This is a genomic window from Alphaproteobacteria bacterium, assembly GCA_040216735.1.
Taxonomy (GTDB): domain Bacteria; phylum Pseudomonadota; class Alphaproteobacteria; order SHVP01; family SHVP01; genus CALJDF01.
Map to the genome: position 1 here is coordinate 1104380 of JAVJOO010000002.1, position 25697 is coordinate 1130076.

Annotated in this window: 27 protein-coding genes; 23 read left to right on the forward strand and 4 right to left on the reverse strand. The window is 60.0% G+C overall.

Features of this window, described 5'->3' with window-relative positions:
* Nucleotides 1–379 precede the first annotated feature (379 nt).
* The 7 genes from RID42_06675 to RID42_06705 all read left to right on the forward strand — a co-directional run bounded on the left by RID42_06675 (nucleotide 380) and on the right by RID42_06705 (nucleotide 5811).
* Entirely contained in the window at nucleotides 380–721 is a 342-nt protein-coding gene (locus RID42_06675) for a hypothetical protein (protein ID MEQ8247349.1), read from the forward strand.
* 281 nt (nucleotides 722–1002) lie between these two features.
* The gene (locus tag RID42_06680; protein MEQ8247350.1) at nucleotides 1003–1647 is read left to right on the forward strand and encodes a DsbA family protein; all 645 of its coding nucleotides are present in this window, start codon (nucleotides 1003–1005) and stop codon (nucleotides 1645–1647) included.
* Between the two features lie 72 nt (nucleotides 1648–1719).
* Complete coding sequence (locus RID42_06685) at nucleotides 1720–2919, forward strand: aromatic ring-hydroxylating dioxygenase subunit alpha (protein MEQ8247351.1); 1200 nt, start codon at nucleotides 1720–1722, stop codon at nucleotides 2917–2919.
* 41 nt (nucleotides 2920–2960) lie between these two features.
* On the forward strand, nucleotides 2961–3950 hold the full coding sequence (locus tag RID42_06690) for an SRPBCC family protein (protein ID MEQ8247352.1): 990 nt from the start codon (nucleotides 2961–2963) through the stop codon (nucleotides 3948–3950).
* Nucleotides 3951–3958: 8 nt separating this feature from the next.
* On the forward strand, nucleotides 3959–4417 hold the full coding sequence (locus RID42_06695; GenBank protein ID MEQ8247353.1) for a nuclear transport factor 2 family protein: 459 nt from the start codon (nucleotides 3959–3961) through the stop codon (nucleotides 4415–4417).
* A 12-nt stretch (nucleotides 4418–4429) separates the two neighbouring features.
* Nucleotides 4430–5470: a 2Fe-2S iron-sulfur cluster binding domain-containing protein gene (locus tag RID42_06700; protein MEQ8247354.1), complete on the forward strand. Its 1041-nt coding sequence runs from the start codon at nucleotides 4430–4432 to the stop codon at nucleotides 5468–5470.
* Nucleotides 5471–5484: 14 nt separating this feature from the next.
* On the forward strand, nucleotides 5485–5811 hold the full coding sequence (locus RID42_06705) for a Rieske 2Fe-2S domain-containing protein (protein MEQ8247355.1): 327 nt from the start codon (nucleotides 5485–5487) through the stop codon (nucleotides 5809–5811).
* Here the strand turns inward: RID42_06705 and RID42_06710 are convergent.
* Nucleotides 5802–6389, reverse strand: a complete 588-nt coding sequence (locus RID42_06710; GenBank protein MEQ8247356.1) for an ureidoglycolate lyase — start codon at nucleotides 6387–6389, stop codon at nucleotides 5802–5804. The two genes, RID42_06705 and RID42_06710, sit on opposite strands and share 10 nt — an antisense overlap.
* A 192-nt stretch (nucleotides 6390–6581) precedes the next feature.
* Between RID42_06710 and RID42_06715 the strand changes: the two genes are divergently transcribed.
* The 11 genes from RID42_06715 (at nucleotide 6582) to RID42_06765 (ending at nucleotide 17534) form a co-directional block, all read left to right on the forward strand.
* Nucleotides 6582–7628 carry an ABC transporter permease gene (locus RID42_06715; GenBank protein ID MEQ8247357.1) on the forward strand — a complete coding sequence of 349 codons (1047 nt, stop codon included), beginning with the start codon at nucleotides 6582–6584 and terminating at the stop codon, nucleotides 7626–7628.
* A gap of 10 nt (nucleotides 7629–7638) precedes the next feature.
* Nucleotides 7639–8613 (forward strand): ABC transporter permease, encoded by a 975-nt coding sequence (locus RID42_06720; GenBank protein ID MEQ8247358.1) that lies wholly within the window; start codon nucleotides 7639–7641, stop codon nucleotides 8611–8613.
* Between the two features lie 7 nt (nucleotides 8614–8620).
* Complete coding sequence (locus RID42_06725) at nucleotides 8621–10492, forward strand: ABC transporter ATP-binding protein (protein MEQ8247359.1); 1872 nt, start codon at nucleotides 8621–8623, stop codon at nucleotides 10490–10492.
* A 23-nt stretch (nucleotides 10493–10515) separates the two neighbouring features.
* On the forward strand, nucleotides 10516–12102 hold the full coding sequence (locus RID42_06730; GenBank protein ID MEQ8247360.1) for a choline dehydrogenase: 1587 nt from the start codon (nucleotides 10516–10518) through the stop codon (nucleotides 12100–12102).
* A 99-nt stretch (nucleotides 12103–12201) separates the two neighbouring features.
* Entirely contained in the window at nucleotides 12202–12681 is a 480-nt protein-coding gene (locus tag RID42_06735; protein MEQ8247361.1) for a hypothetical protein, read from the forward strand.
* Nucleotides 12682–12687: 6 nt separating this feature from the next.
* Nucleotides 12688–13464: a glucose 1-dehydrogenase gene (locus RID42_06740; GenBank protein ID MEQ8247362.1), complete on the forward strand. Its 777-nt coding sequence runs from the start codon at nucleotides 12688–12690 to the stop codon at nucleotides 13462–13464.
* Between the two features lie 20 nt (nucleotides 13465–13484).
* Nucleotides 13485–14318: an SDR family NAD(P)-dependent oxidoreductase gene (locus RID42_06745; protein ID MEQ8247363.1), complete on the forward strand. Its 834-nt coding sequence runs from the start codon at nucleotides 13485–13487 to the stop codon at nucleotides 14316–14318.
* A gap of 2 nt (nucleotides 14319–14320) precedes the next feature.
* Entirely contained in the window at nucleotides 14321–15154 is an 834-nt protein-coding gene (locus RID42_06750) for an SDR family NAD(P)-dependent oxidoreductase (GenBank protein ID MEQ8247364.1), read from the forward strand.
* A gap of 8 nt (nucleotides 15155–15162) precedes the next feature.
* The gene (locus RID42_06755; protein MEQ8247365.1) at nucleotides 15163–16074 is read left to right on the forward strand and encodes an alpha/beta hydrolase; all 912 of its coding nucleotides are present in this window, start codon (nucleotides 15163–15165) and stop codon (nucleotides 16072–16074) included.
* Between the two features lie 27 nt (nucleotides 16075–16101).
* Entirely contained in the window at nucleotides 16102–16953 is an 852-nt protein-coding gene (locus tag RID42_06760; protein MEQ8247366.1) for a polysaccharide deacetylase family protein, read from the forward strand.
* Nucleotides 16950–17534: a GAF domain-containing protein gene (locus RID42_06765; GenBank protein MEQ8247367.1), complete on the forward strand. Its 585-nt coding sequence runs from the start codon at nucleotides 16950–16952 to the stop codon at nucleotides 17532–17534. The genes RID42_06760 and RID42_06765 overlap by 4 nt, the downstream gene beginning before the upstream one ends.
* Before the next feature lie 18 nt (nucleotides 17535–17552).
* Here RID42_06765 and RID42_06770 read toward each other — a convergent pair whose 3' ends face one another.
* Complete coding sequence (locus RID42_06770; GenBank protein ID MEQ8247368.1) at nucleotides 17553–18323, reverse strand: GntR family transcriptional regulator; 771 nt, start codon at nucleotides 18321–18323, stop codon at nucleotides 17553–17555.
* Nucleotides 18324–18423: 100 nt separating this feature from the next.
* Here RID42_06770 and RID42_06775 point away from each other — a divergent pair, with 100 nt between their 5' ends.
* The 5 genes from RID42_06775 to RID42_06795 are packed head-to-tail and all read left to right on the forward strand — an operon-like array spanning nucleotide 18424 to nucleotide 23846.
* Nucleotides 18424–18945 (forward strand): MaoC family dehydratase, encoded by a 522-nt coding sequence (locus RID42_06775; GenBank protein MEQ8247369.1) that lies wholly within the window; start codon nucleotides 18424–18426, stop codon nucleotides 18943–18945.
* 55 nt (nucleotides 18946–19000) lie between these two features.
* Nucleotides 19001–20179, forward strand: coding sequence for an acyl-CoA dehydrogenase family protein (locus RID42_06780; protein MEQ8247370.1), 1179 nt, complete (start codon nucleotides 19001–19003; stop codon nucleotides 20177–20179).
* A 59-nt stretch (nucleotides 20180–20238) separates the two neighbouring features.
* A complete protein-coding gene (locus tag RID42_06785; protein ID MEQ8247371.1) occupies nucleotides 20239–21429 on the forward strand; it encodes a CoA transferase in 1191 nt (396 codons plus the stop codon).
* A 37-nt stretch (nucleotides 21430–21466) separates the two neighbouring features.
* Nucleotides 21467–22642 carry a CaiB/BaiF CoA-transferase family protein gene (locus RID42_06790; GenBank protein MEQ8247372.1) on the forward strand — a complete coding sequence of 392 codons (1176 nt, stop codon included), beginning with the start codon at nucleotides 21467–21469 and terminating at the stop codon, nucleotides 22640–22642.
* Between the two features lie 22 nt (nucleotides 22643–22664).
* Nucleotides 22665–23846 (forward strand): MFS transporter, encoded by a 1182-nt coding sequence (locus RID42_06795; GenBank protein MEQ8247373.1) that lies wholly within the window; start codon nucleotides 22665–22667, stop codon nucleotides 23844–23846.
* On the opposite strand, the gene RID42_06800 is transcribed toward RID42_06795, so the two are convergent.
* Nucleotides 23843–24349, reverse strand: a complete 507-nt coding sequence (locus RID42_06800) for a VOC family protein (GenBank protein ID MEQ8247374.1) — start codon at nucleotides 24347–24349, stop codon at nucleotides 23843–23845. The genes RID42_06795 and RID42_06800 overlap by 4 nt on opposite strands.
* Nucleotides 24349–25620 carry an acetyl-CoA hydrolase/transferase C-terminal domain-containing protein gene (locus RID42_06805; GenBank protein MEQ8247375.1) on the reverse strand — a complete coding sequence of 424 codons (1272 nt, stop codon included), beginning with the start codon at nucleotides 25618–25620 and terminating at the stop codon, nucleotides 24349–24351. The genes RID42_06800 and RID42_06805 overlap by 1 nt, the downstream gene beginning before the upstream one ends.
* Nucleotides 25621–25697: the final 77 nt, after the last annotated feature.

A 25697-nucleotide genomic window follows, 5' to 3' on the forward strand; every position in this document is an offset into this window, starting at 1 on the left:
AAGAGAAACAGAATTTACGGCATCAAGAATTTCAAAGAAGAACCCGCCGCCGCCGGTAAATAGCGCGCTTTGTGTCTTTGCCGATTGGAAGACCAACGCCTTTTCGCGTCGACGATTCGTCGAATGCCGCAGTCGAATCACTTTGTGACGGAACACAGATCGTCGGTGACAAGTCATTCTCATCTTCGTTGGTGACGAGTCGATTGGGCGACGAAGGACTCATGTCGAGTCGTTGCTTGAGGAGTCCTTGCGCCCGATGTTTTTTTGCAGTGACTATTGAAACGAAATTCTGTAGTCTCGCCGGGACTTGCACGTTTTTTTGTTAGTCTCGTGTGAAGAAAACTTGTCTTTGATTCAGGACCATATTGGAGGGTTCTAAATGGCGAAAGTCGCAGCCCTGGCAGCAAAACGGAAAACCGCTAAGCGGAAACCCGCTGCCAAGAAAAAGCCCGCAGCCCGGAAAAAACCGGCGGCTACAAAGCCAGCGGCACGGAGGAAGACTCGGAAAGCGGCAGCCAAAAAGACAGCGAAGAAGAAAGTAGCGAAGAAGAAAGTAGCGAAGAAGAAGGTTGCCAAAAAGAAAGTCGCTAAGAAGAAAGCGGCCAAGAAGTCGGCAGCAAAGAGAAAACCCGCTAAGCGGAAGGCAGCCAAGAAGGCGGCCCCCGCAAAAAAGGCGGCGAAAAAGGCCCCCAAGCGGAAGGCCGCAAAAAGAAAAAAGTAGCGAAATCTACGACGCTGAACGCGTCGCCAACTGGACTGGTCATGTACGACAGGTTCGGCAAGCGGCGCGGCGGTCGTTAGATCACTGCAGCAATGCTGCGGCAAAGGGCGGTCCATTTGGACCGCCCTTTGTTCGTTTTGGGGTGGTGTTCGTGGCACCGAGACACCTGGGTGGCGAAGCGCTTCGCTCCTTTTGGAGCGGCCGCCGCCGCAATTCCGATCGGTGGACGATTCAGGTGCTATGGCCGACAATCGCTCTACACGAATGCACGAGGCCAACCAATGGTTACCGTTGATCTGTTTTGGTCGTTCCGCAGCCCCTATTGCTATCTCGGGTTGCCGCGAATTCAGGACCTCGAACGGCGCTATGCGATTGAGTTGGCGGTACGCGTTGTCATGCCGCTTGCGGTGCGCGATCCGGACTATTTCGAATCGCTGCCCCCAGCCCGCGGTGCCTATAACGCCATGGATGCGCAGCGCACCGCGGCTTATCTCGGTATCCCCTTCGCCCGGCCACAACCGGATCCGGTGGTGTTCGAAACCGAGCGCCGCCGTCCTGCTGCCCATCAGCCCTATATCCACCGGCTCTCGCGCTTGGGGGCGTTGGCCTGTGTCAAAGACAAAGGCATGGCTTTCATCGGTGCGGTCGCGTCGATGATGTGGGGCGGCGCAGTTGTCGGTTGGGACCAAGGCGACCATCTGGCCTCGGCGGTCCGTACCGCCGGGCTGGATCTCGCAGAAATGGATGCCGAGATCGCCGCCTACCCGGAGCGGTACGACGCTCAAATATCAGACAACGAACGCCGCCTTAGTGCAGTGGGCCACTGGGGCGTACCCACGTTGGCGGTCGAGGGTGAAGCGTTCTTCGGTCAGGACCGCTTGGATGTCCTTGCTTGGCGCCTCGACGCGCTTGGCGCGCGCCGCTGAGGCATGTGGACTGGACCGTCCCGCGTAGGATGATCTAGGCTTCGAAGGATCAGGTGGCGAGGGAGTAGGTGTATGGCGCGTAACGCCGACGCATGGCGGGTACAACCCGAGATATCCGACACCCACGTGGTAAGCGGTGCGGTCTACACCGACAAAACAATCTTCGAGGATGAAAAGAGCCGCATCTTCGGTGAGTGCTGGCACCTTGCCTTCCATGAGAGCGAACTTGCCGAGTTGCACGACTACCGCACTTTCGACTACATCGGGACACCGCTGATCTCGATCAGGGGCGGCGACGGTGTCATCCGAACCTTCATGAATGTCTGCTCCCACCGCGGCGCCAAGATCATTCACGAGCCGAGCGGCAACGCCAAACGTCTCACTTGCTTCTACCACCTGTGGAGCTACGACGACCGGGGCAGTTGTGTCGATATTCCGCGGCCCGAGGCCTACGAATCGGCCGGCCTAAAGAAGGAGGATTGCGGCCTCTTCGAGGTACGCACCGAAACTTTCCTGGGGCTCGTCTTTGTGACGCTGGACGAAAGGGCGCCTTCGGTAGCCGACTATATTGGCGGTGCCCTGGAGCCCTTTGCACCGGTCCTAGGTTCGGGCCAGCTAGAGGTCTTTCACTACAATCGCTCGATCCTCCATGCGAACTGGAAGGCATGGCAGGAAACCAATCTCGACCTCTACCACGAATGGATGCACGTGCTACTGCGGCGGACCCAGATCACCGCAGCGAGCATGGATGCGCGGGTCGTCAAAGTTTTCCCGAACGGTCATACGATGGGTGGTGGGCTCAAAGCGAGCTACGACAAATACAAAGGCATGGCGTCGCGCGATACCAGCATGGCGCTCCCGGGATTGACGCCGGACGACTTCTTCTTTGTCGATCTTTGGCCCAATGCCGCGCTGCTGGCGCGTGGCACCGCCATCCGCATCGATGTCGTGACACCGATCGACGAAAAAACCATGCTGGTCGAATGGCGCGGACTTGGGCTGAAGGGCGATTCGCCCGAGATGCGTCGCACCCGCATGCAGCACCACAATCAATACTGGGGCCCGTTCGGTCGCAATGTTCCCGAAGACGCCTATGCCGCTGAGGCATGCGAGGCCGGTTTTCGCCACGGTGCCGCGAGCCACCAGGTCATCGCCCGCGAAGAAGGCGGCAAAGGCCAGGACGACGGCATGCTGAGGGCATGGTACGCCGAATGGGCTCGGCGCATGGATCGCTCGCCAGCCCATCCGATCGGTGTGGCCGCGGCCGAGTAATGCCCTCCCGCCCATTCCGGGACCGTGATCGCCCGCCAAACTTGAGCGCCGAGAATTATGTCAGCGGACAGGTCTACCGCGACGCGGCCGTGTTCCAGGACGAACTCGACCGGGTGCTAGGTAAGGTGTGGCATTTCGCCTGCCACGAGAGCGAAGTTCCCGAACCCGGTGACCGTCGATCGGTGCATCATGCCTTGCGGTCCTTGACGGTGATGCGCGGCGCCGACCGGGGCATCACGTGCATGGCGGATGGGCGGCCGATCCGCACGGCGACCAGGCACGGTCTGGTGTTCGTCACGCTGGATGACCATGCGGTTTCGCTCGATGCATTCCTCGGCGATTCGCTCCAGATTTTCGACCAAGTGTTTGGCGATCCGGCGATCGAGTACGAGGTCTTTCATTTCCATCGCGGCACGGTGAACGCGAACTGGAAGGCCTGGCAGGAAACCATCGTTGACCTCTATCACGAGTTCATGCACGTCGTGCTACGTACCACCCAGATGACCGCGGCGCCGATGGCGGCGCGCGATCTGCGGGTCTATCCCAACGGGCACCTTGCGATCGGCGGGCTCAAGGCCGACTACAATAACTATAAGGCCTATGGCGCGCGGGACGCCTCGGCGGCGTTTCCTGGGCTCACTGTGAACGATGCGCGTTTCACGCCCTTGTTCCCGGACACCACAATCATTACCCGCGGCACGGTGATGCGGATCGATACGGTCACGCCGTTGGATCCCCATCGAACGATTGTCGAGTCGCGAGGCCTTGGTATTCGGGGCGAATCGGCGGCCGATCGACGTATGCGCATCCGCCATCACAACGACTATTGGGGGCCGTTCGGGCGTAATGTGCCGGAAGACGCGTTTGCCGCGGAGGCTTGCGAGAAAGCCTTCGGCAACGGTGCCGCGCGCTACCAGATTATCGCTCGAGACGAAGGCGGTCAGGGCCAGGATGACCTGATGCTCAGAGCTTACTATAAAGCGTGGAGCGATATGACTGGGCGCCCCGCGCATAGCCCCTGTAATAGTTGAGAACGTTCATGCCATCGGATCAAGAAATACGAGAAGTCGTCTATCGTGCCTGCATGGCGCTGGATGCCGAGGAATTTGCAGCCTTCATGGAATTGTGCTCACCGGAACTGGATTACCGAATCACGGTCTACAGTCCTGAAATCCGCAAGGAGATGATTTGGCTCGACCAGGGCTATGAGGGGATGCGCGCGCTCCTTGAGATGGTCCCGCAGCATCTAAAGCGCCTCGGGACGCTCAAGCGGCACGTCTCGGTCTATCTGATCGACCGTGACGAAAACACCGGGGTTGCCGCGGTGACGAGTTCGTTCATTGTCACCAATACCGACCCCGAAGGCCGGTCGAATCTTTTCGTCGCGGGCACTTATTTCGACGAGGTGGACTGCCGTGGCGCGCGTTGCCTGTTGAAGGCGCGACGGGCGCATCTGGAAACGCGCGACCTGGGGATAGGATCCCACATCCCGATTTGAGCGGCTTGTACCATGCGCATTGAAGTTACCGGACGTGACCGTTCGATCGTTTTCGACTGCCCGGGCGACCGGGAAATTCTGTTGGCCGGTTTGGGGGCGGGATTCGGATTGCCCTACGAATGCGGCAACGGTTCCTGCGCCAACTGCAAGGCCACTTTGATCGAGGGCGACGTCGATCCGGGGTGGGTTGACGCGCCAGCCTCGCGCTTACTCAAGACCGACGGCAACGAAATCCTAATGTGCCAAGCTCGGCCGCTCACCGCGTGCAGCCTGAGTGTCCGCGCCAAGCTGCCCGATCTGGATGGATTTCTCCCGACGACGGTCGACGGCGTCGTGGAATCGATTACGCCGCTCAATCACAATGTACGGCGTCTGGAGATCAGGCCGGAGCGGTCGATCCCCTACGACGCTGGCCAGTTCGTGCTGGTGGGCGCCCCGGCGTTCCCTGGGTACCGGGGCTGGTCGATGGCGTCCTACGATCCGACGGGCAAAGTGCTGGTCTTTACCGTGAAATTGATGCCCGGTGGGTCCGCGTCGGCGTGGCTCGCGGGTAGCGCGAAGGCCGGGGATACCGTCACGGTCGTGGGACCGCTCGGTAAGGCGTCGTTCCGTCCCGAGCGTGATACGGCGAACCTCCTTTGCGTCGCCGGCGGTTCCGGGCTCGCGCCGATCCTCTCGATCCTCGAACGGGCGCAGGGCGCCAGTCACTTCGAGTGTCACCGGGCCGACATTTTCTTCGGGGTTCGGTCCTTCGCCGACCTTTATGAGACTGAGCGGTTGCTTGCTGTCGCAGGTCGGTATCCCGAAAAAGTTGCGCTTACGATTGCGTTTTCTGAAACGATGCCGAACCCGGACGAGATGACGCAACTCGGGCATGCGTCCGTTGCTGCCGGTTTTGTCCACGAAGCGATGGACCAAATAATGACTGGACGGTATGCCGACGTGCAGGCCTACCTTGCCGGTCCGCCGCCCATGGTTGAAGCGGCGATGCGGACGCTGATCGTGCAGGGTAAGGTCCCGCCAGCACGTATTCGCTATGACAAGTTCAGTTAGGGAGTTGCCGAACGATGAGTGATTGGAAGCGAGTCTGCGGACTCAGTGATCTAGCCGACAATGAATTGAAGGAATTCGATCTCGAGGGCACGAAGATTGTTGTGACCCGTGCAGGCGACGAGGTCTTCGCCTACCCACTGCGCTGCCCGCACATGGATGAGCCGTTGTCGACCGGAATGTGCGACGGCGCGACTCTCACCTGTTCGTTTCATCTATGGCAATGGGATTTGCGTACTGGAGAATCCACTGGCGAAGCGGAGGTCGACCTCTTGATATATCCGATAAAACAAGAAGGTGGCGCGCTATTCGTCGATGTGTCGACCGAGCTGAACTACGACTGATTGCCCAGCAGAATCTTGATCCTTGTGCCGAGGCGCTTCTCCAGATCGATGAAGTTCAAGTCGTCTTCCGCAACGCTTGCGCGCACCAGTATTATAAAGTCGCTTCGATCGTCGAGGGGGAACGGCGTCCAGTGCCATGTGCCTGGATGGAGGTTAACGCCAGCACTCCCGTCGAGGACAAATGCGCGCACCTCGTCGAGTTTCGGCAGCGCCGCAGGATTGTCGCTTTCATAGGGTGGCGCGACGGCGATGATGCTGCGGGCGCCGTTTAGCGGCACAAATGTCTGGGTACCCTTGAGGTGACGTTCGAACCAGGAAAAGGCGAGATCTCTTTTCTTGGGCCGAAGGTAGCCCAACCGCATCGCTTCGGGGGATATCGTGGCGATCCCACCCCAGTAGTCTAGCACGTCGAAGTCGTCGAGACGCGAGTCGGGCACGCTATCGGACATGCGCGCGTAGCCCATCGAGAGAAGGTCGCGGTTGTCCAGGCGCGCCGCTTGCGGGGCGAGGACATCTCCAAATGGCGCGAATTGCTCCGCGCTCAATGGTTCGCACGTCACCTCTTTGCCTGTAATCATCTAAAACTTCCCTGCTAGTGGTGCTGCCTCGGCAAAATGCCCTCGCGCAATGTACGGTCATTCCTCTTGACTTGACGGGGTGTTGTGGGAGAGTCGGCCCCCCGCTTAGGCAAGAAAGGCGACAGGATAGTCGCGTGAGCTTGTAAGTGGAAAGCCGGACCTTCGGGCCGGATGGGGAAATGGGGAGGCGAGATGGTCTGGCGCTTTATTGCCAAACGAGTGGCGATTGCTCTTTTGCAGTTGATCGGCATTTCACTCGTTGTGTTTTTTCTTATCCGTGGATTAGACGCCGATCCGGTTGCCCGGATTGTCGGCTTGAACGCAACGCCTGAGGCTGTGACGCAAGCGAAAGAGTCGCTCGGTCTCCATGAAAGTCAGATACAGCAACTCGCTAACTATCTCGGCATTTTCTCGACGTCCGATAAGGATGGCATCTTACAGGGGACACTCGGCGATTCGTGGGTGACCGGCTCGCCGATCCTTGAAGAGGTCACGCGGTTCCTGCCGATTACACTCGAACTTATCACCTACAGTCTTATCCTTGCCTTCTTGATGGCGCTGCCGCTCGGAATGTCCAGCGGCACTCGCCCGGGTGGCTTCGCCGACCGGTTTACCTTTGTGTGGGGACTGTTTGCTGGGTCCCAGCCGGAGTTCTGGTGGGGGCTGATGTTCGTTTTTGTCTTCTTCTTCCTGTTCCAGCAAGCGGGTTGGCCTTCAGCACCGGCGCCCCTTGGACGCCTTAATCCGTTCCTGACAGCGCCGGACCCGGTTACCGGGTTTATCTTGATCGATTCCATCCTGCGCGGCCGGTTCGACGTTTTGTACGATGCCGCTAGGCACCTGATGCTGCCGGTATTCACGCTGGTCTTCGTAGTCTCCGGTCCGATCGTGAAGATGGTGCGGCAAAATATGCTGCGCGTGTTGCGTTCGGACTACATTCTCTACGCGCGCAGTGCCGGACTATCGCGCAAGAAAGTGGCGCGGTATGCACTGCGTGCGGCTTTAGCTCCGGCCATGACACTGACGGCGATCATTTACGGCTTTCTCCTCGGAGGCGCCGTACCGGTAGAGCTCATCTACTCGTTGGGCGGGATCGGCGAATACTCGATTCGATCGATCCTCAATCTCGATTTTCCGGCAATTCAGGGGACGGTGCTTATCATCGCGATGGTGTCACTCGTGATCTACCTAGCGATCGATATTCTCCACGCCTTCCTCGATCCGCGCATCGCGTTCTAGGGCATAGCAGATGAACGAACCAACAAACCCGCCGGGGCACACGCCCACGCCGGAAGATATCGACCAGCATGTCGAACCGCACATGGTGACCGAAGGCATCCCCACGAAACGGCGACAGATCGATCTAGTTCGCAAGTTCAAGGAAGAACGACTATTTGCGTTCGGTGTGATCATTGTCGCTCTCGCGATTTTTCTCGCCTTTTTCGGGCCTTTGATTTCGCCCTACGATCCGAATTTCGCGACCGGAAATGTCTCGGTCGGTCCGCCGCCCATCCTCAAGTGGCCGGGTCTCTTCATCGATACCGTGTTCCTCGGCGCCGATCCGCCGCATTGGTTCGGCACCGACAACTCGGGCCTGGATATTTTCTCGCGGACGATTTCTGCCCCGCGAACCGATTTGCAGATCGCCCTGATTGCGGCGCTTCTGTCGATGATCATCGGTACGACGCTCGGTCTTCTAGCCGGCTTTTTCAGGAATTTCTTGACCGAGATATTGATGCGGATCTCGGACCTGCTTCAGGCATTTCCGGTCTTCATCACGGCGATGATCCTGGTTGCCCTTTCGGGCCGCAGCACAGGAAACATCGTCATCGCGCTAACCATCGTTTACATGCCGATCTTCATCCGGCTGACGCGGGCGGAGGTTCTCGGGCAAATGCCACGAGGTTATGTCGAGGCCGCGCGCGCCGTCGGCAATTCCGAGTGGACCGTCGCGTTCCGGCACGTACTACCGAACTCCCTCGTCCCGTCGTTGATCCAATTGTCGACGACGGTTGGGTTCGCGATCCTATTGACCTCTGGGTTGAGCTTTGTCGGTGCCGGCGTTCGGCCGCCCACCGCCGAGTGGGGTCTGATGATCGCGTTGGGTGCGCCGCAAATCATTCTTGGCGAGTGGTGGCAGTCGATTTTCCCCGGCGTCGCCATTTCCTTGACCATTTTCGGGTTTGCCGCGGTTGGGCACGGCCTCGAAGAAGATTACCGGTAGGATAACCATGGTCGCAGAAACCAGAGAATCGACGCAGGTCCGGTCGTCGACCGGAAACATTCTCGAAGTTCGGGATTTGTCCGTTCGATTTCCCATCGTCGAGGGGCCGGACGTTTTCGCTGTCCGTGACTTCAATCTATCGGTCAAACCGGGTGAGTTCGTCGGTCTGATGGGTGAACCGGGGTGCGGCAAATCCACGGCGGCGATGGCCTTTCTGGGCCTGGTCCGGCCGCCCGGTGTGATCGATAGCGGCGTCGTTAACTTCCTCGACGACAACATCCTCACGATGGATGAAGAGACCGTGCGGCAGATGCGCGGCCGCGATATCGGGATGATCGTCCAAAACCCACGCTATTCGTTGCACCCGATGATGCGTGTCGGCGATCAGATCGCAAATGTCTACCGGGCCCACAACGACGTCACCAAGCGTGAAGCCTGGAACCATGCAGTCGACATGCTGCGTATGGTGGGGATCAACGACCCGGAGCGCCGGGTCAAAGCCTATGCGCACGAACTATCGAGCGGTATGGCACAGCGCGTCCTTATCGCTATCGCGCTCAGTTCGCGGCCCAAGTTGCTGATTGCCGATGAGCCCACCTCGGGCCTCGACGTCACCATTCAGGCGCAGTTCCTCGATCAAATGTGGGATAGCTGCCGGCAGACGAACTCTGCTGTCGTGCTGGTTACCCAGGATCTCGGCATCGTCGCCAACTACTGCGACCGTGTCGTGATCATGCACGAAGGGACCATCGTCGAAGACGCCGATGTCTACACCTTCTTTAAGTCGCCGCAGCACGAATACAGCCGCCGCATTCTGGAGTTACAACGCGAGGCGCAAGCGGCGGGCGAATCGGTCCTTGGCAAGATCGATCGTAGTGCTCCACCGATTCTAGAAGTCAAAGACATGAGCAAATTGTTTCCGATCCGCGCATCGGAATCCAAGGTGCATGCGGTCGAGCACGCTGATTTCGAATTGCGACCGGGCGAGTGTCTCGGTCTGGTGGGCGAATCGGGGTCTGGCAAGACAACGATTGGTAGGTGCGTCCTGCGCCTCGTAGAGCCGACCCAAGGCGAGATCATCTTTCAAGACCGCAATATCGCCGAATTGCGTAGCAATGAATTCCGCAAGTTCCGCGGCGATCTTCAAATCGTGTTCCAGGATCCGCTCGATTCGCTCAATCCGCGCTGGACCGTCCACCAAGTCTTGAGCGAGCCGCTCAATCTTCACACCAAGCTTACTGCCCAGGAAAAAGAAGACCGCATCACCGAGCTGTTGGCGTTGGTGGGGCTGGAGCCGTCGATGCGTTTTGCCTTGCCGCGCGAGATGAGCGCGGGCCGGCAACAGCGCGCGTCGATCGCCCGGGCCATCGCGTCGAACCCGGACTTCATCGTCCTTGACGAGCCGACCTCCGCGCTAACGCCGGAGACCACGGCTGAAATCATCCAGCTGTTGATGAATCTATCGGCGAAATTGGGCATCGCCTACCTGTTCATTTCGCACGATCTGACCACGGTTAAGTACATCTGCCACAGGGTGGTCGTGCTCTATCTGGGGCAGATCGTCGAAGTCGGCACCAAGGACCAGGTGTTCAATCGCCCGCGCCACCCGTATTCGCGCGCGCTCTTGGCCTCGCATCTCTTTCCCGATACCGCGAACCGCCGGGTCGACCGTGAGGTTCGCGAAACGCTCGAAGGCGAAATTCCGAGCCCGATCACCGAAAACCTGCCAAAGGGGTGTTATCTCTACGGTCGGTGCCCGGCGCAGGTCGACAAGTGCCGGGATATGCCGCAGGAACTGACCAAACTTGACGACGGGCGCAGCGTTCGGTGCTGGCGCGTCGCTGACGGCGACCTGCCCGAAGAACCGCTCGCGCACTAGCCGGTCGTATAGGCGCGGGGGCTATGACGGTCTACGACTACATCATTGTCGGCGCCGGTTCCGCCGGTTGCGTGCTCGCCAATCGCCTCTCGGAAGATCCGCGCCACCGGGTTCTCCTGCTCGAAGCGGGCGGTCGCGATATCAACCCGATGATCCATATCCCGTTGCTCTGCGGGGTCCTCTACCCGTCAAAAATGAGCAACTGGTTCTACAATTCCGAACCGGATCCCAATCTCAACAACCGCGAAATCTTTATCCCCCGCGGTAAGACGTTGGGTGGATCTTCGTCGATCAACGGCATGGTCTACATCCGCGGGCATGCCCGCGACTACGATATCTGGCGGCAGACCGGTTGCGAGGGCTGGTCGTACGACGACGTGCTGCCCTACTTCCGCCGGTCGGAGCAGCATCTTGATCGTTCCGACAACTTCCACGGTGCGGACGGCGAGGTGAGGGTCGGTCGGGGCACCATGGAGAACCCGCTCTTCGACGCGTTCGTTGCAGCGGGTCAGGCGGCTGGCTACCCCTTTACCGACGACTTCAACGGCGCCCAGCAGGAAGGTTTTGGCCGTTACGACTTCACGATTGCCAAGGGTCGGAGGCAGAGTACCGCCGTGTCCTTTCTGCGCGCGGCCGGCAAGCGACCGAATCTCGACATCCTGACCCATGCGCATACCACGCGGATCCTCTTCGAGGGCACCCGCGCCGTTGGCGTCGAGTACGACCGGGTGGGCGAGCGTCATCAGGCCCGCGCGGGACGCGAGGTCGTCCTCAGTGCCGGTGCGATCAATTCTCCAGCCATCCTACAACTCTCCGGGATCGGTCGGCACGGGGATCTCTCCGCGCTGGGCGTTCCTGTTGTCGCCGAAAGCAAGGGTGTTGGGCAAAACCTGCAAGACCATGTCGCGGTCTACGTCCAGCATCTGTGCACCCAACCGATCACGTTCCTCAGCATGTTCCGTCCCCACGTTGCACCCTTCGCGCTGCTCCAGGCGGCGTTGTTCGGCACCGGTGTTGCGGCAGCCTTCCCTTTGGAAGCGGGTGGCTTCGTCAAGACGCGGCCGGAACTCGAGATGCCGGATGTTCAATTTCATTTCCTGCCGGGCCTCGGGCCCGATATGGGCGGTCTCCACACCCACGGGTTCTTTTCAAACATTTGCTGTCTGCGCCCAGAAAGCCGCGGGTGGGTGCGCGCGACGTCGACCGACCCAAGGGTTGCGCCGGCGATTCACACCAACTTTCTGTCGGCGCCCAACGACATGCGGACGATTCGCGATGGCGTGAAAATACTGCGAAAGGTCTTCGCCCAACCGGCGTTCGACGCGCTACGCGGCGACGAGAAGATGCCGGGGCCGGGGGTGACGACAGACGCAGAAATGGATGCCTGGATACGCGAGACCGCGCAAACGATCTATCACCCCGTCGGAACCTGCAAAATGGGCGTCGACGACCTTGCCGTGGTCGATCCCCAACTTCGCGTACGCGGTGTCGAGGGATTGCGCGTGGCCGATGCTTCGATCATGCCGACCCTGGTGGGGGGCAACACCAACGCGCCGTCGATCATGATCGGCGAAAAGGCAAGCGACCTGATTCTGGGGCGCGCGGCCTAACCGTCCCCACTGGCATCGCCGGCGGGCGCTCCTATAATCGGCGGGTTGCAGGGCGTGATAGCATCATTGCGCGCGTCGCGCGCGGGGGAGGAAATAAGTATGGCTACCAAGAGAAAAAAGACCGCCGCCAAATCCAAGGCCAAGAAAGCTGCCAAGGCGGTGCGTAAGGCATCGCCCAAGAAGAAGGCCGTAGCGAAGAAGAAAGCGGCGCCAAAAAAGAAGGCGTCCATCCAAAGGAGCAAGCGCTCGGTAGCGGGGACCGAACGGACCCTCATCGTTCTGTTTAATTTGCGCCGGGGCGTGAGCGCGGCGGCCTACGAGAAATGGGCGCGCGACACCGACGTTCCGATTGCCGGCGGACTGAAGTCCGTCAAAGAGTTCAAGGTCTACCGCGCCGAGGGGATCCTCGGATCGAAGGCCAAGCCGCCCTATCGCTATTTCGAAATTCTCCATATTTCGGGTCTGGACGCCCTTGTCGGCGATATCGGCAAGGAACCTCGGATGCAGGCGGTCGCCGCGGCATTCCAGAAGTTCGCCGACAATCCAACTTTCGTCGTCACTGAAAACTTCGCCGGCTAACCCAGCATGGCGGATCGCCACGTCGGCAAGACCGCCCTGATCACGGGTGGAGCCAACGGTATCGGCCGCGGTATCGCCGAACGGCTCTACCGCGACGGTGCCAACGTGGTCATCGCGGATATCGCAATGGATGCGGCGCGCGCCCTTGAGAAATCTCTGGGCCCGCGCGCCGCCGCCGTCGAAACCGATGTTCGCGACGAAGCCGCCGTCGATGCGGCCGTCGATGCCGCGGTGTCGCGATTTGGCCAGCTCGACATGATGGTCAACAACGCTGGCTACATCATGTTCTCGTCGGTCGTCGATACCGGCGCCGATGATTGGCGGCGGATGATGGACGTCAATGTCAACGGCGTCTTTCTGGGTATGCGGGCTGGCGCAAGACAGATGATCGCCCAGGGATCCGCCGGATCGATCGTCAATGCATCGTCGGGTGGCGGTCGCAAGGGCGTACCTAATTTCGCCCATTACTGCGCGACCAAGGCGGCGATCATCATGATGAGCCAAGCCGCGGCTGGCGAGCTCGCCACGCACCGTATCCGGGTCAATTGCTACACGCCCGGTCATGTCGAGACGCCGATGATGAACGGTCTCCTCGATAAGATCGCCGGTGCGCAAGGTATCTCCCGCGACCAAGTCTACAAGGCGCTCGAGGACGAAGTACCGTGGGGGCGTTGGGGCAGGGTCGAGGACGTCGCGGCGACGGTCTCTTGGCTGTGCAGCGACGATGCCGAATACATAACGGGTCAATGTATCGCGATGAATGGTGGCCAGCTGCCGTGGTAACGAGGGGGCGAGGAGAAACGATGTACGACTTATCGGGAAAAGTTGCGGTGGTGACCGGCGCAGGCCGGCACCGCGGGCTAGGCGAGGCCATGGCGAAGCGATTGGCCGCCGAGGGCGCGCATGTCGTCATTACCGACATCGGCGCGGCGAAAGGCCCCCAGTTCGCGTCCCAGCACGTTGGATTGACGGCGGAAATGGAAGAGATCGTCGCGGAAATCGTCAAGGCCGGCGGCCGCGCCAGCGCCCACGTCTGCGACGTCTTGGATGAAGCGCAGGTCGCCGGTGCAATAAAGAAGGCAGTCGACACCTACGGTCGCCTCGACATCATGATCAATAACGCCGGGATCGGCTATTTGATGAGCGACATCCTCAACCTGGACCAAAAGGACTGGGATGCCGTCTTGAATGTGAATCTCCGGGGCGTCTTTTTCGGAGTCAAACATGCCGCCCAACAAATGATCGCCCAAGGCGACGGCGGCTCGATCATTAATATCGCTTCACAGGCGGCAAAACGCGGCTTTGCCGGTGCGGCGGCCTATGTGTCGTCGAAGCACGGGGTTGTCGGCCTCACCCGCACCGCTGCACTTGAGTTCGGGCCGCACAACATTCGCGTCAATGCGATTTGCCCGAACCATGTCACCACAGGCCTCGGGGCCTGGCAGAACGAACACTTCAGCGCCGCCGGCGGGCAAGGAGAGGACGACTACATGGCGGCGATGCGCGCGCGTATCCCGTTGGGCCGCGTCGGGTTGACCAGCGATATTGCTGCGATGGCGGCGTTTCTGTGCTCCGACCAGGCACCCTATGTCACCGGCCAGAACCTCGACGTTTCCGGCGGCGAGGAGATGCACTGATCATGTACGACCTGAAGGGCAAAGTTGCCGTCGTTACCGGCGCCGGTCGCCAAGGCGGGATCGGCGAAGCGGTCGCCAAACGGTTGGTCCAAGAGGGTGCCAAAGTTGTTCTCACCGACATCGGCGCCCCAAAGGGCGAGCGTTTCGGTGCTGAACACATCGGCACGGCAGCGGAGCTTCAGTCCATCGTCGACAAAATCGTAGCAGCCGGTGGCGAAGCCGCAGCGGCCGTCTGTGATGTGCGCGACGAAGATCAGGTGCGGGGTGCCATTCAAACCGCGGTCGACCGATTCGGCCGGATCGACGTGATGGTCAACAATGCAGGTGTCGGCTACATCATGAACTCGACCCTCAAGCTGTCCCAGGAAGACTGGGATGCCGTGCTCGAAGTGAACCTGCGCGGTGCGTTCTTCGGCATCAAACACGCCGCAAAGCAAATGATTGCCCAGGGCGGCGGTGGCCGGATTATTTCTATTGCCTCCCAGGCGGCCAAGCGTGGGTTTCCCGATCTCGCCGCCTATGTTTCCTCGAAACACGCGTTGGTTGGGCTGACCCGCACCGCTGCGCTCGAGTTCGCGCCGCAAAACATTACCGTCAATACGGTTTGCCCGAACCACATCACGACAGGTCTCGGGGCGCGCCAGAACGAGTTTCGTGCGAAATCCTTGGGCATCACGGTCGAGGAATTGTTGGCCACCCGCGCGAAACAGATCCCATTGGGCCGGGTCGGGCGCACCAGCGACATTGCCTCGATGTGCGCGTTCTTGTGTTCCAGCGAAGCGGATTACGTGACCGGCCAAAATCTCGACGTGTCGGGCGGCCAGGAAATGCATTAGGGGGAGCGATGAGCGAAATCCTCGAAGTTCGGGAGTACATCAAGCAGACAGCGCCGCCGGCCGATGCGTCGCGCAACGAGATTCGTCGGCTGCGCAATGAAGCGGCGGCGGACCGGCCCATCGCCGAGGGGGTGAATACCGCTCGGATCGACATGGGGGGCATTGCCGCCGAGCTGCTCACGTCGAACGGCGCGGATACCTCTCGTGCGATCATCCATTTGCACGGTGGCGGGTTCGTATTCGGGTCCCCGGCGACCCATCGCACCATCGGTGCCTACCTTGCCAAAGATTCCGGCGTGCCCGTTTACATGGTCGACTATCGCCTGGCGCCCGAGCATCTCTATCCGGCAGCGCTGGAGGATTCGAGTGCGGCCTTTTCTTGGCTTATTGGCGCAGGACTGAAGGCGTCCGACATTGTCGTGTCGGGCGATTCGGCGGGCGGTGGTCTTGCCCTGTCTCTCTGCATGGAGCTAGCCGCGCGCGGGCAACCTCAACCGGCAGCGCTTATCCTGCAATCCCCTTGGACGGATTTGAGTTGCTCCTTCGATACCTACGATATGCTTGAGGGCGTGGATCCCACGGCGACGCGTGAGCGTTTGTTGGCGATGGCAAAGCTTTATGTCGGTGAGGACGACGACCTGCGCGCGCCAAAGGTGTCGCCGTGTTTCGGCGATCTTACCGGCCTTCCGCCGATGCTGATTCAAGTGGGCGGTAGCGAGGCGATGATGGGCGACTCGATTGCCCTTTACGGTCAGGCAACACGGCACGGCGTGAAGGCCGACCTTGAGGTCTGGCCGGAGATGATCCATGTCTGGCATCAATACACCTTCATGCTGGAAGACGCCCGGCGCGCCTTGTCGCGTTCGGTCCAGTATGCCCAACAACATTGGACGCTAGCCGCGCGGGCGGCGGCCGAATAGGAGCGCAGCGTGAGCGACAAAAAAATCATGAAGTGGCCAGGGAATGCGAAGATCGCGCTGTCGATCGTGGTCAACGTCGAAGAGGGCGCGGAAGGTAACATCCTCGATGGCGACAAAGGAATGGAACCCGTCGACGAACTCGGTGTGTTTGTCAAAGGACCGCTGAGGAACTTCGGCAACGAATCGAACTATCAGTTCGGGATCAAGGCGGGTTTTCCGCGGGTCGCTAAGTTGCTCGACAAATACGACATCAAGGCGACTTGGACCGCCTGCGCGCTCGCACTGGAACGCGCCCCCCAGATCGCCAACTATATCCGCGACCGGGGCCACGAGCCGTGTTCTCATGGCTGGCGTTGGCAGGCCCAGCACCGCATGGACGAAGATCAAGAACGTGAGTACATCCGCAAGGCAGTGACGTCGATCGAAAAAACAACCGGCACCCGTCCCTACGGCTGGCTGTCACGCTATCTCCATACCGAGAATACGCGCAGGCTTCTCGCCGAAGAGGGCTTCACCTATCACATGGATGACTTTTCCGATGACGTCCCGTTCTGGGGCGACGCGGGCGGCAAGCCCTTTGTCATCATGCCCTACGCGGTCGATTCCAATGACATGAAGTTCTGGACCGACCCGGCGCTTACCCCGGACCAGTGGCTTAAATACGCCACCGATAGTTTCGATTGGCTCTACAGCGAGGGCGTTGCGGGCGAGCCAAAGATTATGTCGCTGGGCTTGCACCTGCGCATCATCGGCCGGCCGGGTCGGATCGGCGCGTTTGAAGGATTTCTCAAGCACGTGCGCGCCCGCGAAGGCGTGTGGGTCGCCACCCGGTTGGAAATGGCTCAATCGTTTGCTCAGCAATATCCGGCGACGGCATGACCCGCGATACCATCACGTCGGCGCCCCAGGCGTGGGATGAATTTGTCGCTGTAATGGCGAACGGCATGGCAGCACCGGGTCCCGAAGCCGCATTGCGTGTGGTGACCGATTGTGTCGCGGCGCTTCTAGGGGACAAAACGGCGCACCTGAAACCCGGCGGCCTCAAGGGCGACGAAGCTCAGTATACCGTTGCGGCCACGGTGATGATTGCCCCAGGCGGCACCCACAACGTGTTCGTTGCGCAAAGCGGTTTTCCGCCCGAACAGATTCACATGAAAATCGATATCGATCGTGGCCACCCCGGACGCGTGGTCCGCGAACAAAAACCGTTGCTCCTGGCGAACACCGACGACTACGCCGACTTCCAACAAATCCTCAAGACCTCGCGGATGGGATCGTCGATGTATGTCCCGATGTTTTGGCAAGGCAAGATGTTTGGCCAGCTCATCGCTGGATCGCAGGCGCGCTATAGTTATCGCCCCGTGGACCTCGAACTTATGGGCCGGTTGGCGGATCTCGCCAGCCTCCTGTGGCACGCCCACGAGGGCCCGAAAAATCTCGCCCAGATTATTGAATCCTAACGCAGCGCCGATCGCCGTTTAGCGCCCGATACTTCGTGTCAGGACCATCGAGTAGTGAAACCGGTCGGCCGGGTGCAGGTTGATAGCGACGGCCAGAACGGCGCGATCTTCCGCCAAATAGCGGCGGACTACTCTCAACCCGGCTTGGCGTAGCGGCATTTGAAGTTTCGTGGCGATGCGGCTCGGCACCAATGCCGCGGTGATGGTCTGTTCGACCTGATGAACGGTTTCGCCGAACATTTCCTCGATCAGCCGATAGATCGGGACGTTCTTGTTGTCGAGACGTTCGGTCACCGCGCGAAAACGTGGATTGATATAGACATCCGTCCACGCAATGGGATCGGCACTTCCACCCGTGCTATGGCGCAGGCCGCTGACGTGGAGCCAACGTTTATGTGTGGCGCTGCCGATGGTTTGGGCGGTCCGGGCGCCGATCGACTCCAGCCGCACACGCTCGACGGTTAACGCGGTGTCCTTGGCATATTGCAGCAGTTCGTCGAGCGAGCCCATCGACTGTGCGTAGGACACCTGGGGTTCGGTCGCTCTGACGATCGAACCCGACCCCTGGCGGCGTTCAATCAGCCCAAGTTTCGTCAGACGGCCCAGGGCCTGACGGACCGCGTAGCGGCTCGCGTTGTGCGCTGCGCATAGGGCGGCCTCAGTCGGCAAACCGGCCCCTAGGGGATAGACGCCATCTTGGATCGCGACTTGAATGTGCGCGGCGATTCCCTCGGCTCGCAGCGCCTCGTGGGCGTCGGTTACGCCGAAGGATTGGGGTTTTTCACTCATTCGTCCGATTTCTGGATAATTTGTTCGAACAAATTCTTGCATTCCCGCGCCTGATCGGTCAAGAGTCGTTCCTCAACGCGTTTATCAATGGGAGGGGACCATGGTCGTTGTGGCCAAAGAAGTCGGCGAAAAGCGGTACCGCGAGTCTGCCGGGCGTTATCTGGAAGAGTTCGAAGTTGGCGCGGTCTACGAGCACCGTCCTGGTCGCACCATTACCGAATCCGACAACACGTGGTTCACGCTGCTCACCATGAACCAGCACCCCCTTCACTTCGACAAGGAGTTCGCTAAGGACAGCGAGTTCGGTAAGTGCCTTGTCGCCAGCCCGCTCACCGTCGCGATCGCGGTCGGCCAAAGCGTTTCCGACACCTCGTCGAAGGCGATCGCCAATTTGGGGTGGTCCGACATCAAGCTGACAACGCCGCTTTTCGTCGGCGACACGATGTACTCGGAATCCGAGGTTCTCGCAGTTCGCGAGTCGAAGTCGCGGCCTAATCAGGGTATCGTGACAATCAAAACTATCGGCCGAAACCAGGACGGCGCCGTGGTGATCTCCTTCGAGCGGTCGATGTTGATCCCCAAGCGCGGCCACGCGGTGGACGACCGATCAAAGAATTATTGATTCGCCATCAACTTGAACTTGAATGCCGCATTTGCGGACCGACGGAGGAAATAACATGAGCGTCGCCGAGCAACTCGACCAAGACGGCCTGACTAAGGAAGAAGAGAGCCAGATCTTCGACACGATCGACAAATGGCTCGAGCGCGATGTCCGGCCGGTCGTGAAGAAATTCGACCATGCCGACGAGTATCCCTACGAGATCGTCGAGCAGATGAAGGAAATGGGTCTCTTCGGAGCGATTATCGAGCAGAGATACGGCGGCCTCGGCATGTCTGCATCGACCTACGCCAAGGTCGTGATTCGGATTACCGAAGTGTGGATGGCGCTTACCGGCATCTTCAACTCGCATCTCATCATGGCGACACTGGTCCAACGCTTCGGTACCGAAGAGCAAAAGCAAAAGTTCTTACCGCGGTTTGCCACAGGCGAGTTGCGCGGCGGTCTCGGTTTGACCGAGCCCAATGCCGGCACCGACCTGCAAAGCATCCGCACCCGCGCCGACAAGGACGGCGATTGGTACACCATCAATGGGTCCAAAACCTGGATCACCAATGGGATCGAGGGTACGTGCTACGCGTTGCTCACGAAGACCGACACCCAGGCCAAGCCGGCGCACAAGGGCATGAGCTTCTTCATCGTTGAAAAGGGCGATGGGTTTACGGTCTCTAGGCGCTTGGAAAAACTCGGCTACAAGTCGATCGATTCGGCCGAACTCGTATTCGACAACTTCAAGGTGCCTGCAGCGAACCTGGTGGGCGGTGTCGAAGGGCAGGGTTTCTACCAGGCCGCCGGCGGTCTTGAAATCGGTCGCATTAACGTTGCGGCACGCGGCGTCGGACTTGCGAGCGCGGCCCTCAAGGACGCTACCCGCTATTCGCAAGAACGTCAGACCTTCGGCAAGCCGATCTGCCAGCACCAGGCGATCCAGCTCAAACTGGGCGACATGGCGACCAAGGTCGAGGCTGCGCGCTTATTGGTCGAGAACGCCGCGCAGGCCTACGACCGAGGCGAGCGGTGCGACATGGAAGCCGGGATGGCAAAGTACTTTGCTTCGGAAACGGCCGTCGAGGTGTCGCTCGAAGCCATGCGCATTCACGGTGGCTATGGGTATTCCAAGGAGTTCGACATCGAGCGCTACTATCGTGACGCCCCGCTGATGACCATCGGCGAAGGCACCAACGAAATGCAGCGCATCATTATCGCGAAACAACTGATCGCGCGGAACCCGGCCTAGTTCGGGGCGGGCCGCGTCTGTCGGCCCGCCTCTTCTCGTTAGTCACTGCGGAGAAGTTCATGAGTCGTCCTCTTGAAGGGGTGCGGATTGTCACGGTCGAGCACTACGGTGCCGGGCCGTTCGGCACCGGCCATCTTGCCGCGCTCGGCGCCGACATTATTAAGATCGAGAACCCCCACGTTGGCGGCGATTCTTCGCGCTCGGTGACGCCCCACCTCCTAGGAGAACATGACAGCCAGTTTTTCCAAACGCTGAATCAGAGCAAGCGGAGCCTTACGCTCGATCTCAAGCAACCCGAGGGTCAGGAAGTTCTGCGGCGGCTCGCCAAGAAAGCCGACGGCGTTATGAACAACCTGCGCGGCGATCAGCCGGCCAAACTCAAAATCACTCACCAAGACCTGAAAGCGGTGAACCCGGCGATCGTTTGCGCCCATTTGTCGGCCTATGGCCGCGAGGGTTCGCGGGCGACCTGGCCCGGCTACGACTATTTGATGCAGGCAGAGACCGGGTTCATGACGATCACCGGCGAGCCCGATGGACCGCCAACCCGCATGGGGCTCTCGATCGTCGACTGGATGACCGGTACGACCACCGTCCTGGCGTTGATCTCGGCGATTCTCAAGGCGCGCGCGACAGGCGAAGGGTGCGACATCGATTGCACCTTGTTCGACACCGCGCTCTATCAGACCACGTATCCTGCGACCTGGTATCTCAACGAAAAGGAAATCACGCCGCGCTTGCCGCGATCGGCGCATCCCTCCCTGGTCCCAAGCCAACTCTATACGGCGAAGGACGGTTGGATCTTCCTTATGGGCCTGACCCCGAAATTCTGGAAGATCATCTGTGAGAAGACCGGTCGGATGGACCTGTTCGATCACCCCGACTTCATCGATTTTCCGGCTCGCAAGAAGAACGCCACAAAACTCAATCCGATCCTTGATTCGGTTTTTGCGGAAAAGAGTGTCGAAGCATGGGTCGATATCTTTGCCGGATTCGTGCCGATTGGCCCGGTTTACGATTTGGCCGACGCACTTGAGACCGACTTCGTCAAGGAACGCGAGATGATCCACACCTACGATCATCCCCAAAAGGGCAAGTTCCGGGTTGTCGCCAACCCCATCAAGATCGACGGCCAACGACTGCCGACGACCTATGCGCCGGACTTGGGGGAGAACACCGATGAGATCCTGCGCGATATCGGCTATGCCGACGGCGATATTGCCGCACTACGCAACAAAGGCATTGTTTGATCGTCCGTTTCGCGGGCGCAGCTAAAGAGGGCAGACCATGAAACTTGACGGGCTCAAAGTTCTCGACCTTTCGCTCTTTCTGCCGGGGCCGGCGGTGTCGCTGATGATGGCAGATCACGGCGCCGAGGTGATCAAGATCGAGAATCCCAAGGCGCCGGAGCCAACGCGTTTCAAACAGTTCTTCCCGTGGGTGCAGGGCGACTGGACAGTCATGTTTCGCACCACTCAGCGCGGCAAGAAAGCTCTCACACTGAACCTGAAAGACGCCGCTGCCAAAGAGGTTCTGTTCAAACTGGTGAAAGAAGCCGACGTTTTTATCGAGTCTTTCCGCCCCGGAGTCATGAAACGCCTGGGGATCGACTACGACACGCTGCGGGCGATCAATCCAGGCCTCGTCTATTGCTCGATGTCGGCATTCGGCCAAGATGGCCCCTGGCGCGATCGCCCAGCACACGACACCGCTGCGGTAGCCGCGGCAGGTGTGCTTGGTCTTTCGAAATCGCCCGAAGGCGAATCGGGCCCGGCAATCTTGGGCGTTGCTATTTCCGACATGCTCTCATCGCACCTCGCGTTCGGCGGCATCATGATGGCGCTCTATCGCCGCCAACAGACCGGTGACGGCGACTACGTCGACATCAGCATGTTCGAATCCGTACTCAATGCCTCGCCCAATATCGTCGGCCCCGTCTTCGCGGGGAAACAAGCACCCGAACCGCTGCGGGAGCGAACCCACGGCGGTAACGCGATGCTGAACATCTATGCCTTGAAAGACGGCAGCCATATGGCGTTGGGCGGTGGCGAGCACAAGTTCGTCGAGGAATTGTTCAACGGTTTGGGCCGTCCCGAATTCATCGAGCCAGTGACGGGCCCCGCAGGCGAGGGCCATTGGCCGGCGATCGCATTCCTGCGCGAGGAATTTCGCAAGAAAAATCGGGCTGAATGGGAAGCGTGGTTCGAGGGGCGCGATATCTGCTGGATGCCGGTAATGGATCTGGAAGAAGCATGGGATACGCCCCAGGTGTGGGAGCGTGAAATGCGGATCAAAGATCCCGATGGGAACGATCACATGGGCATTCCGATCAAATTCAAGAATGAACCCGGTCGCGTCAATTTTCATTTACCGAAACATGGCGAGAACAATGCCGAAATCCTCAAGGGGTTGGGCTACTCGGCGGACGAGATTGCCGCGTTGAAGGCCGCGGGCGCGATCTGACACAGGGTCCGAGGTTTCCACCGTGACCGGCCAAGCGGTCGTCGGCACCCTCGGCAAGACGACACTTCTCTTTGCGGCAGTGCTGGCACCGTTCCAGGCGGCGTCGATCTCGCCGGCGATTCCGGAACTCCTTGCCCATTTCGCGGACCACCCCAATGCCGCGTATCTCGCGCGGCTGGTGCTGGTGATGCCGTCGATTGGGATTGCCATCTCGGCGCCCCTTGCCGGTGCCGTCATCGACCGATTTGGGCGCCGTAGGTTTCTGATCGTTGCAATCTTCGCCTACGCCCTTCTGGGTGCTTCAGGCGGCCTCGTCGACAACCTCGAAGTCGTGCTGGCGACGCGCCTCTTGCTCGGCTTTGCCGCGGGCGGTGTGATGACCGCGACCGTTACCTTGATGGGCGACTATTTCGACGGGCCGGAGCGCCAGAAGTTCCTCGGGCAACGCACGGCGTTCGTCAACTTCAGCGCCATTGCCATCAACATCAGCGGCGGCGTGTTGGCGGCGATCGACTGGCGCGTGCCGTTCCTAGTTTTTCTGGTCGCGCTGGTGCTGGTCCCACTAGGTCTGCGTTCGCTACCCGAACCGGTCGTCAGTGCTGAGGCCAAGGCAGCCCCACGGATGCGGTTTCGCGAATGGCCGCTGGCGTTCATCGCTCTAGTTTATGTGATGGTTTTTTTCGTCAACGTCGCGTTCTTCTTCGTGCCGACACAAATACCGTTCTTCGTTCGTACCCTTGGCTACGTTGACGCGTCGACAGCCGGCCTGTCGCTTGCGGCTTCTTCGCTGGGGATCGCACTCGGCTCGCTGCTCTATCATCCGATCCGCTCACGGGTGCGCCAGGCGGCAAGTACCTTTGTCCCAGCCGCTGCACTCGTCGTGCTCGGTTTTTCTCTTGTCTCGGTCGCCGATTCGTTGGCAACGGTGATGCCTGGGTTGTTGCTTGCCGGACTTGGCTTCGGCGTGATCAACGTCAACGCGATCGTCTGGTCGATGGAGGGGACACCCGCAGTGCTCCGCGGTCGAATCGTCGGCGGCCTAACCGCAGCGATGATGCTGGGGCACTTCTTCTCGCCGCTTATCAGCCAGCCGCTCGCTCAAGCCTGGGGCCTGCCGGCCGTTTACCTGTTCGGAGTCGGCTTGCTCGGCCTGATCGGTACGATCTTTCTGATCAACGCCCTGCGACCACGTCGCGCGATTTAGCCAGCCAACGCTTTGCGCTTTGCCGCGCTGCGCATTTTTGCGGCGTCGCGCTTGTCTTTGGCGATGGTGATCGGCCCTTTCAATTCCACGATATTGCCGTCGGGGTCCAGGACATCCATTGCTTTGCCGCTGCCATCCGCGCCATAGAGGCGCCGGGTCTCGCCGGCTTTGATCTTGTGTTTGCGCAAGTGCGCCCGAATTCGCTTTTCGTTGAACGTTTCTAGGTTCAAGGCGAAGTGATGCATGTTGCGACCCTTCAAGGCGACTTCGCGAGCCTTCTTCATGGTACTGGCCGTCTTCACGGCGCGCCGTCCTGGGGCAAGCTGGAGGTCAACCATACTGCGCCCGGCGCGCATTTGCAGAAGACTGATGCTCTCGACGAAACGCTCCTCCCACATCCCAAGAACGTCCGTATAGAAGCGTCGTGCGCGCTCAATATCCGAGACGAGCAGGACGACATGGTCGATTCGGTTGGTCGCAATCGGGTGTTTTGATTTGGCCATCAACGCCTCCTTAGGGCAGGGACTTCATCGCGGGCGGCGCGCAATTCGTCACGAAATTGCGGTGCCGCCGCGACCTCGATAAGCAATTCCGCCCGTTCGGGCAGGGTCTTGTTGCGCAGGTCGGCGATTCCGTTTTCGGTGATTACGTATTCGATGTCGGTGCGGGCGACCGAGACCGAGGTTCCCGGTGCCAGTGCTGGGACGATACGCGAGGTTTTTCCGTCCGACGTGGTCGATACCAAGGCGACAATGGCGCGGCCGCCCTTCGAACGCCGAGCGCCGCGCAAGAAGTCGACAAGGCCGCCGGCCGCGCTGATCTGATTGCCTTTGATCATTTCCGCATTGGCCTGCCCCAGGATGTCGAGTTCGATCGACGAGTTGATCGCGACCAGGTTGTCGATGGCACCAAGAACGCCGATGTCGTGGGTGAACGTCGCCGGATGGAACGCGATATCGGGATCGTTGCCGACAAAGTCGTAAAGCGCCCTACTGCCCACCGCGACGCCGGTTTGAACCATGGGCCGCGGCCCGCCGCGTGCCATCGCGCCCGACGCCGCCAGCGCCATGAGCGGATCGCACACCATGCCGCCATGCATTCTCAGGTTCTTGCGGTCGGTGAGCGGTTCCAAGACGGTCGCTTGAATCTTGCCGACCCCGATTTGAATCGTATCGTCGTCGCGGATCAGGCTTGCGACGTTGGCACCTACCGCGCGGAGCGCATCGTTCTCGGCGCCGAGGTCGTATTCCAGAAGGTCGAAGGGCTCCTCAACGACGTAATCCAAGGCGTCGTAGGCGATCTTAGGGGCATGGGGTGGCGCCGGCATGTTCGGATTGACGTGCGCCACCAGGGTCTTTGCGTAGCCAACGATCGAAGGCGGAAAGTCGGCGGCGATTCCGAAACTGCACTGCCCGTTCTTGTCCGGCGGCGATACCTGGATCAGGGCGAGGTCCAGCGGCGTACTCTGCAAATAGGGCGTGATCTCTGAATAGTGCATCGGCAGGAAGTCGACTTTGCCCGCAGCGAACGATTTGCGCAGCGCGGGTGTAACGAAGAAAGATGTCACCCGGCAATCCTCGTGCAGAGCGGCGTAGTCGATCTGGTTAACCCCCGGAATCCAGACACCAACGAAGCGGATACCGGCGCATGCCGCGCTATTCTCCTGCAGGATTTTGGCGAAGAGCAGGGATTCCCCGGCGCAGTCGGGCATATAGACCGATTGACCGGGCTTGAGCAGCGAGGTCAGGTCGTTGGGGGCAAGTGATTTAGGCATACGGTCCTTCGGCCAGATTGTCTTTGCGGACCCCTATGTTACCATTCCCTCGACCCGCGTCGATCCGACATCCCGGC